This is a genomic window from Chimaeribacter coloradensis, from assembly GCF_002858715.1.
In the GTDB taxonomy this organism is placed as follows: domain Bacteria; phylum Pseudomonadota; class Gammaproteobacteria; order Enterobacterales; family Enterobacteriaceae; genus Chimaeribacter; species Chimaeribacter coloradensis.
Map to the genome: position 1 here is coordinate 1 of NZ_PJZH01000053.1, position 7961 is coordinate 7961.

The 7961-nt window shown below is 64.7% G+C and carries 9 protein-coding genes; 5 read left to right on the plus strand and 4 right to left on the minus strand.

All coding sequences use genetic code 11. The annotated features are described in order from the left end of the window. Nucleotides 1-196: 196 nt before the first annotated feature. Complete coding sequence (locus CYR32_RS20925; RefSeq protein ID WP_101827012.1) at nt 197-940, minus strand: flagellar brake protein; 744 nt, start codon at nt 938-940, stop codon at nt 197-199. A 158-nt stretch (nt 941-1098) separates the two neighbouring features. On the opposite strand from CYR32_RS20925, the gene CYR32_RS20930 reads away from it, so the two are divergent. The 4 genes from CYR32_RS20930 (at nt 1099) to CYR32_RS20945 (ending at nt 4333) form a co-directional block, all read left to right on the plus strand. Next, nucleotides 1099-2058, plus strand: a complete 960-nt coding sequence (locus CYR32_RS20930) for an AraC family transcriptional regulator (RefSeq protein WP_206602472.1) — start codon at nt 1099-1101, stop codon at nt 2056-2058. A gap of 43 nt (nt 2059-2101) precedes the next feature. Next, complete coding sequence (locus CYR32_RS20935; protein WP_101827013.1) at nt 2102-2434, plus strand: DMT family transporter; 333 nt, start codon at nt 2102-2104, stop codon at nt 2432-2434. A 118-nt stretch (nt 2435-2552) separates the two neighbouring features. Further along, nucleotides 2553-3875 carry a bifunctional glucose-1-phosphatase/inositol phosphatase gene (gene agp / locus CYR32_RS20940; protein WP_101827014.1) on the plus strand — a complete coding sequence of 441 codons (1323 nt, stop codon included), beginning with the start codon at nt 2553-2555 and terminating at the stop codon, nt 3873-3875. Next, the gene (locus CYR32_RS20945; protein ID WP_101827015.1) at nt 3875-4333 is read left to right on the plus strand and encodes a thiol-disulfide oxidoreductase DCC family protein; all 459 of its coding nucleotides are present in this window, start codon (nt 3875-3877) and stop codon (nt 4331-4333) included. The genes agp and CYR32_RS20945 overlap by 1 nt, the downstream gene beginning before the upstream one ends. Before the next feature lie 163 nt (nt 4334-4496). On the opposite strand, the gene sseA is transcribed toward CYR32_RS20945, so the two are convergent. Genes sseA through CYR32_RS20960 form a run of 3 tightly spaced genes read right to left on the minus strand, consistent with a single transcriptional unit; the run spans nt 4497 to nt 6807 of the window. Beyond that, nucleotides 4497-5357: a 3-mercaptopyruvate sulfurtransferase gene (gene sseA / locus CYR32_RS20950; protein WP_101827016.1), complete on the minus strand. Its 861-nt coding sequence runs from the start codon at nt 5355-5357 to the stop codon at nt 4497-4499. Further along, nucleotides 5354-5953, minus strand: coding sequence for a GNAT family N-acetyltransferase (locus CYR32_RS20955; RefSeq protein ID WP_101827017.1), 600 nt, complete (start codon nt 5951-5953; stop codon nt 5354-5356). Before CYR32_RS20955 ends, sseA begins: the two co-directional genes overlap by 4 nt. Nucleotides 5954-5985: 32 nt before the next feature. Then, complete coding sequence (locus tag CYR32_RS20960; protein ID WP_101827018.1) at nt 5986-6807, minus strand: helix-turn-helix transcriptional regulator; 822 nt, start codon at nt 6805-6807, stop codon at nt 5986-5988. A gap of 126 nt (nt 6808-6933) precedes the next feature. On the opposite strand from CYR32_RS20960, the gene CYR32_RS20965 reads away from it, so the two are divergent. Beyond that, a complete protein-coding gene (locus tag CYR32_RS20965; RefSeq protein WP_101827019.1) occupies nt 6934-7704 on the plus strand; it encodes a class I SAM-dependent methyltransferase in 771 nt (256 codons plus the stop codon). Nucleotides 7705-7961 lie beyond the last annotated feature (257 nt).

Below are 7961 nucleotides of genomic sequence, written 5' to 3' on the forward strand. Positions count from 1 at the left end.
CAGGGCGCGGGGATGCAAGGGGCGCGCGCCTACGCGCCCCTTGCGCGGTGGCGGCAGCGGGGCCGCAGAAAGACGCTGAACGTGAGCCAACGCAACCTACCCCGATCCAATGAAAAAACCCTCGTCTGCCAAACAACCGGAACCTTTCCACAAAACCAAGAGTAAAAAGCGCCTGCGGGCGCGCCAGCCCGCCCCCTTACCTTACCCGCTGCCGCCGCTCATGCTGCAACCGCTCCAGACCAAAAATCACCCGCTGCAAATCGCGCTCCTGCGGCGCGCTCAGCATCGGGAAGCGGAAGCTGAAACGGGTCTGGCTCTGGGTGTCGCCTTTGCGGTCCAGCACCTGGTTCACCATCACATCCACAAACTGGATGTCCAGCGTGAAGCTGCCGAACATCCCGAGATCCAGCTCCGCATTGCGCAGCACCGTGCCCGGCTGCAAGGTGCCGGTAAAGGCTTTGTTGGCATAGAGGCAGATGCCGCCGAGTGAAATATCTTTCACCTGGAAGCAGAAATCGCCGTAGCCCGGCAGGGTGCCGCGGCAGCTGAACTCCAGGGAGAGCGGCGTGTTGACGCGGAAATACTCACGACGCTGGATGGCGTACAGCGAGGCGGGCAGCGGCGCATAAAAGGCCGGCAGCCCCTGCCACGTCTGCTCGCGCAGCCCGCCGTTCAGGGTGAATTCAATCTTCGCGGCGGCGGTTTCCGCCACCACCCCCAGGGACTCCGCTTCCAGCACGATGCGGTTCTCATGGCTGACGCTGCTCAGGTCGAGCACCCATTCGTGGCTCTCCGGCAGCACCGCCAGCACTTTGGTCACGAACTGGCCGCGCGCATGGCTCACCATCACGGCGATATCCTGCGTTTCGAGGTCACGCAGGCTCGCAATGATGGCGAGTGGGCTGGTCTTCAGAAATTGGTCTTTGTCGCTGTTACTCACCTGGCTTCCCCGTGGTTAAAAAGATCTAATCCCTGAGTATCGGCAGCGCAGGCCACAGCTTTAGCCTTCAGCCACAGGGCCACTGGCGCGTTGTGGCCCGGCTGTGCCATGCTTGAGCCGGGCGTGGTAACCCGGTTCAGCAATCTCAGGAGGGCAGAATGAGCGAGGCAGTCAGCCTGTTAGCGGAGGAGAGCCGCCGGCAGCGCATGGTGGAGTTGTTATTGCGGCTCGCGCCGCGTGAGGGCTATACGCAGTCCGCGCTGGAAAACGTGCGCTTTATGCGCGCCAACCAGCCGTTGCCGCGCACGCCGGTGCTCTACGAGCCGAGCATCGTGATCGTCTGCCAGGGGCGCAAACGCGGCTTCTTCGGCGATCAGGCGTTCGTCTACGATGCGCAGCACTATCTGGTGCTGTCGGTGCCGCTGCCGTTTGCCACCGAAACCGAGGCCAGCCCTGAGGAGCCGATGCTGGCCGTGGCGCTGCGGCTTGACCTCACCACCACCGCCGACCTGATGCTGGCGATTGAGGAGGGGCATGGGCGCATCGCCGCCGAGCCGAAAAGCATGGTCGCCACGCCGCTGACCGGCAAGCTCAGCGACAGCCTGCTGCGGCTGCTGGAGGCGCTCAGCACGCCGCTGGAAGCGGACATCCTCGGGCCGTCGCTGGTGCGGGAGATCTGCTTCCGGGTGCTGATGGGCGAGCAGGGCGGCGCGATGCGTGCGGCGCTGGTGCAGCAGGGCAATTTCGGCAAAATCGCCCGCGCGCTGCGCCGCATCCACCAGCACTATGACGCCGCGCTGGACGTCAGCCGGCTGGCCGGGGAGGCGGGCATGAGCGTGCCGGCCTTCCATGCGCACTTCAAGGCGGTGACCCAGACCACGCCGATCCAGTATCTGAAATCGACCCGGCTGCACCAGGCGCGGCTGATGATGATCCGCCATGACGTCACCGCGGCGGCGGCGGCGATTCAGGTCGGCTATGAAAGCCCGTCGCAGTTCAGCCGCGAGTTCAAACGCTTCTTCGGCCGCCCGCCGGGTGAGGAGATCGCCCACATGAAACAGACCCTGGCGTTGACCCCGGCCGCTGCCTTTTCCCATTATGTGACGGCACAAAGCTGACCGGCGGCTACGCTTAAGGCTGCAATCAACACGGGAGAAGGGAATGACACAGTGGGCTATTTTACTCGCGGCGATCGTGGCGGAAGTGATTGCCACCTCGGCACTGAAAGCCAGCGACGGCTTTACCCGGCCGGGGCCGGTGCTGCTGATGGCGGCAGGCTACGGCATCGCGTTTTACCTGCTGTCGCTGACCCTGCGCACCCTGCCGGTGGGCGTCGCCTATGCCATCTGGTCCGGGGTGGGGGTGGTGCTGATCACGCTGGTGGGCTGGCTGCTGTTCGGCCAGAAACTCGACGCCCCGGCGCTGATCGGCATGGCGCTGATTGTGGCGGGTGTGGTGATCATGAACCTGTTCTCCCACTCGGTCAGCCACTGATCCGGGGGAATGTGAGCCGCTTCTCACCCTTTCCGCCAGACACCGCTATGCTGGAAAAAGGCGCAGGATCAAATGGTTGAACACCCGCGCCCGGGCTATTTTCACAATGGAGAGATCAATGGCGAAGAAATTGGACTGGAGATGGGGCGCGGCAGCGCTGGCAGGGCTGCTGTTACCACTCACGGCAGGCGCAGCAGACAACGGCGCACCCCCCGGCTACCAGCTGGAAAAAGTGGTGATCATGAGCCGCCACGGCATCCGCGCCCCGCTGGTGAACTACGGCGATGTGCTGGCGGAGTCCACGCCGCACCCCTGGCCGGTGTGGAAGACGCCCGGCGGGCTGCTGACCCCGAAAGGCGGGCAGGTGGAGGAACAGGTCGGGGCCTATTTCCGCGCCTGGCTCGGCACCACCGGGCTGCTGGCGGCTGAAGGCTGCCCGGCCCCGGAACAGGTGTTTACCTACGCCAACAGCCTGCCGCGCACCATCGACACCGCCACCCACTTCGTCGCCGGGGCTTTCCCGGGCTGTGGTGTCCGCGTCACGCACCAGTTGCTGGTCGGCACCATGGATCCGACCTTCAACCCGATTATCACCGCCGACGTTACCGACACCTTCCGCCGGGAGGCGCTGCGCTCAATCAATGACCATGCGGGTGAAGGCGGCATTGACGGCCTGAACCGACGGCTGGCCCCGAATTACGCCTTCCTGGAGCAGGTGCTGGATTACCCCAACAGCAACACCTGCAAAAAAGAGAAGCGCTGTTCACTGGCTGAACAGCCCTCCCAGGTGCAGCTGACGCAGGGCAAGGAGCCGGGCATCACCGGGCCGCTGCGCACCGCCACCGGCGCGGCTGACGCCTTTATGCTGCAATATTATGAGGGCTACCCGCTTAACGACGTGGCCTGGGGCAAGGTCTCCACCCCGGCGCAGTGGCAGCAGTTAGAGGCAATCAAAAACCTCTACCATGAGACGCTGTTCGGCTCCCCGGCCATTGCTGCCAACGCTGCCGCGCCGCTGCTGGGCTTTATCCGCCAGGCGCTGGACGGCACCCACGGCAAAACGCCGGATGAGCAGGCGGCGCAGCAGGCGAAACTGGCGGTGCTGGTGGGGCATGACTCCAACATCGCCTCGCTGCTGGCGGCGCTGAACGTGCAGGATTACCAGCTGCCGGAACAGTATGAGCGCACGCCGATCAGCGGCGCGGTGGTGTTCCAGCGCTGGCATGACAGCCACGCCAACCGCGATCTGCTGAAAGTGGAGTATGTCTACCCGACCACGGAGCAGATCCGCAACAACAGCGCGCTGACCCTGCAAACCCCGCCACAGCGCGTCACCCTGCGTTTAAACGGCTGCCCGGCCGATGCACAGGGCTTCTGCCCGTTCAGCGATTTCCAACAGGCGATGGCGCAGCCGCGCCCGGAAACAACTAAGGGGAAATGATGCAAACCCGGCCGGACAGCCCGCCGCACCTTCAGCCTGACCAACAGGTGGTGCTGTTTGATGGTGAGTGCCCACTCTGCCACCGGCTGGTGCGCTTTCTGTTGCGCGCTGACCGGCAGCGCGTGCTGCGGCTTGCAACGGTGCAGTCTCCCGCCGGGCAGGATCTGCTGCGCTGGGCCGGGCTGCCCACGGATAATTTCAATACCATCGCCTGGATCCACGACCGGCAGTTGCAGGTGCGGTCGGAGGCGTTTTTTGCCATTCTGGCGCAGCTCGGCTGGCCGTGGCGTATGCTTTCGATCCTGCGCCTGTTCCCCCTTGGGCTGCGTGATGGGGTATATAACGGCGTGGCGAAAAACCGCTACCGCTGGTTCGGCACGTTGCCGGCCGGATCGGCACTGCCGGGCGCACAGGAGCCGGGGCGTTATCTGTCAGGTGGGCAGGGCGGGGGGGAATAGCTGAGCATTTTCGGGGTGTTGGCGCATTTGTTTACATTTTAATAACATCATGCGCCGCAATCCGATCTACACTGAACAGGTTGAAAGCATCCTGATAAGAATCCTGACATAATCCAGTTTGTTCCGCCCGCCTTGCGCGGGCTTCTTTTTATCTGGCCGCCGCTCAGCCTTTTTCCACCGGCCCTTTTTCCACCGGCCACTGTGCGTTGAGATCTCCCCATTCCGTCCAGGCCCCGTCATAGAGCTTGGCGTCGATGCCCAGCGTCGCCAGGGCAAACACCAGCGCCGCCGCCGTCACGCCGGAACCGCAGCTCGCCACCACCGGTTTCTCCAGATCGACCCCCTGATCGATAAAGGTCTGCTTCAGCGCCTCCGGCTTTTTCAAACGGCCATCGGCGGAGAGCAGCGTAAAGGGCACATTCAGGCTATTCGGGATGTGGCCGCTGTGCAGGCCGGGGCGCGGCTCCGGCACCTCGCCGCGGAAGCGCCCGGCGGCGCGGGCGTCGATGATCTGCGCGTCGCCGTTCTGGCTGAGCTCACTGACCTGATCAATGGATTTCACCTGGCTGCGGTCAAAGGCGGCGCGGAAAGTCTGCGGCGGGCGGCTCACCTCGCCCTGTTCCAGCGGCCGATCCTCAGCGCGCCAGGCGTTGATGCCGCCGTCCAGCACCCGCACATCCTGTGCGCCGTAGTGGCGCAGCATCCACCAGATACGCGGCGCGGAGAAAAAGTCCCCCTCGTCATAGGCGATGATGGTCTGATCGTTACGCAGGCCGAGCTTACCCGCCTCACGGGCAAAGAAGGCATCTTCCGCCAGCATGTGCGGCAGCGGCGTGTTCTGGTCGGAGAGTTTGTCCACGTCGAAATAGACCGCGCCGGGAATGTGCGCCGCGCGGTACTCCTCTTCGAGCGGCCGTGGCGGGGTGGTGCCGGGCTTGGCCTTGCGGCAGTCAAGCACGATCAGGTTGTCATCCTGGAGGTGTTTTTCCAGCCAGTGCGGGGTAACGAGGTAAGAAGAGGTCATAACGTCGCATTCCTTTGTTGTAACGGGGGCACGGCGGCATCAGGGTAGGTGATGTCACCGGGGATCAGGGAGTAAACCCAGGCGTGGCAGGGCTTACCGTGAAAATAGAGCCGGTTGCGGTGCAGCCCTTCGGCGGTGGCACCGACTTTTTCAGCCACCCGGCAGCTGCGGTGGTTGCGCTCCATCGCCACAATCTCCAGCCGCGTCAGCGCCAGCCGCTCAAAGGCGAACTGGCTGGCTGCCCGCACCGCCAGCGGGGCCAGCCCCCGGCCGGTGTGGTCGCTGTGGGTCCAGTAGCCGATGTTGGCCATATGGTATTCATAGCTGATGCGGTTCAGGGAGATGGCACCGATGATGCCGCCGCTGTTGAGGTCAAACAGGTTGAAATTGTATTCACTGCCGCGGGAACGTTTCTGCTCTGAATCCCGCAGGAAACGCAGGCTGTCGGCCACGTTATAGGCGGGGGTGCACCAGCTCTCCCAGCGGCCGATGTCGGCCTGGGAGTCACGCACGGCGCGGCAGAGCAGCGGGGCGTCCGCCTCTTCCGGGGCGCGGATTTCGATGGCGGTATCACGGTATATCAGGCGTGGGATCATAGCACTATCCTCATCGGCAGGGCCGTTCAGCGTTACCCATTCTGCGGCTGGGTGTCAATGTTTTCAGCGTCATCCCCGGGCAGCAGCATCACCAGTTTCAGCGCCGGGCTGGCGGCCGGGTAGAAAGTCTGCTGGCGGTAGGCCACTTCGCCGCGCTGCGGGTGGCGGAAGCGGCGCACACCGCCCTCGCGCGCCATCACCGCCTGGCCGTGCCACCAGGTGTCAAACTGCGGGCTGGCGCGGCAGAGCGCCTCTACCTGTTCGCGCACCGGCGCGGAGTGCGGGAAGTGGCGCGTCTCGGCGCGGAACTCCGCCACCACGCGCCGGGCGCGCTCCGGCCAGTCCGCCACCAGGTGCTGCGCCAGCGGGTGCAGGAACATGAACCGCAGCAGGTTAGGGGCCGGGTCGCTGCCGAGGAAACCGCTGAACAGCGCCTGCGCCGGGGCATTCCAGGCGACCACATTCCAGACGCTGTCCAGCAGGTAGCCGGGGCAGCGGAGCTGCTGCACGCTCTCCAGCAGCGCCGGGCTGACGGCGTCTGCCGCGTCCTGGCTTTCCGGGTCACTGGCCTGGGCGAGGGAGAAGAGGTAGTCACGCTCTGCCGTGCCGAGTTGCAGCGCCCGCGCCAGCCGCGCCAGCGTCAGGGGCGAGACGGAGACCTCGCGCCCCTGTTCGATCCAGGTGTACCAGGTGGTGCTGATGCCGCTGAGCTGCGCCAGCTCTTCACGGCGTAACCCGCTGGTGCGGCGGCGCGGGGCGCCCGGCAGCCCGGCCTGCGCCGGGGTCAGGCGTTCGCGGTGGGCGCGTAAAAAAGCCCCCAGTGCTTTGGGGCCGTTCAGGGCATCGTGCGGCATGTCGGGGTATCCAATCGCTCAGGCAGGTAGCTGTTATACCAGTATAACTGCTCATATTGTACCCGTATGACGACCCGCTTAGAGTAGGGCCATAGCGCAATGGGGCGCGATGATTCAGGAGGCAGTATGGAAAAGCAGGGGAGTCATGCAGAGGCAGTGGATCGGCAGTTCGGCGCACAGGCCGGGGCGTACCTGAACAGCGCGGTACACGCGCAGGGTGAGGATTTACAGCGGCTGGCGCGGCGGCTGGCGGCCTGCCCGCAGGCGAAGGTGCTGGACATCGGCTGCGGGGCGGGGCACGCCAGTTTCACCGCCGCCGCGCAGGTGGCGGAGGTGACGGCCTACGATCTCTCCGGTGAGATGCTGGCGGTGGTGGCGCAGGCGGCCAACGGGCGGGGGCTGGCAAATATCCGCACCGTGCAGGGGGTGGCAGAGGCATTGCCGTTTGCGGACGGCGAGTTTGATTGGGTGATCAGCCGTTATTCGGCGCACCACTGGCGCGACGTCGGGCAGGCGCTGCGCGAGGTGCGGCGGGTGCTGAAACCGGGCGGCAAGGTGATGGTGATGGACGTGGTGTCGCCCGGCTACCCGCTGCTGGACACCCACCTGCAAACCATCGAGATGCTGCGCGACACTTCCCACGTGCGTAACTACTCGGGCGGCGAGTGGCTGAGCCTGTTCAGCGATGCCGGGCTGATGACGGAGCGCGTGACCCGCGGCCGCCTGTCGCTGGAGTTCAGCAGCTGGATCACCCGGATGCGGACACCCACGCATTTTGTGGACGCCATTCTGGCGTTACAGAGGGGGACGTCAGCCGACGTCGCCAGGTATTTTGAGATCCAGCCGGATGGGAGTTTTTGCAGCGATATTATGAGTATAGAGGGGGGAAGAATGTGAGGGGGCACATGTGCCCCTGAGCACATTTAGATCGAGGTATGTTGCGTTGGCATACGCCTGGTGTCTTTCTGCGATTCCGCAGCCGGTATTAGGGGTAGGGTGGTATGTTTCGGTTGTTCATGTGTCGTTGTCTACCTGACTTTCATTGCCTCAACCGAGCAGGGCCTGCCGGCGCGCCGGCCCTGCACCCGCGCGCATTCGGTGCCCCGGCAGAATTATTGCCCGCTCCGCGGGTTCCCTCCAGCGTCCTCCGGGCT

Bases quoted from the DNA above. Each gene is read 5' to 3' on its own strand.
- CYR32_RS20930 (WP_206602472.1), top strand. From the start codon at position 1,099: ATGAGCGAGGCAGTCAGCCTGTTAGCGGAGGAGAGCCGCCGGCAGCGC.
- CYR32_RS20935 (WP_101827013.1), top strand. From the start codon at position 2,102: ATGACACAGTGGGCTATTTTACTCGCGGCGATCGTGGCGGAAGTGATT.
- agp (WP_101827014.1), top strand. From the start codon at position 2,553: ATGGCGAAGAAATTGGACTGGAGATGGGGCGCGGCAGCGCTGGCAGGG.
- CYR32_RS20945 (WP_101827015.1), top strand. From the start codon at position 3,875: ATGCAAACCCGGCCGGACAGCCCGCCGCACCTTCAGCCTGACCAACAG.
- sseA (WP_101827016.1), bottom strand. From the start codon at position 5,357: ATGACCTCTTCTTACCTCGTTACCCCGCACTGGCTGGAAAAACACCTC.
- CYR32_RS20955 (WP_101827017.1), bottom strand. From the start codon at position 5,953: ATGATCCCACGCCTGATATACCGTGATACCGCCATCGAAATCCGCGCC.
- CYR32_RS20960 (WP_101827018.1), bottom strand. From the start codon at position 6,807: ATGCCGCACGATGCCCTGAACGGCCCCAAAGCACTGGGGGCTTTTTTA.
- CYR32_RS20965 (WP_101827019.1), top strand. From the start codon at position 6,934: ATGGAAAAGCAGGGGAGTCATGCAGAGGCAGTGGATCGGCAGTTCGGC.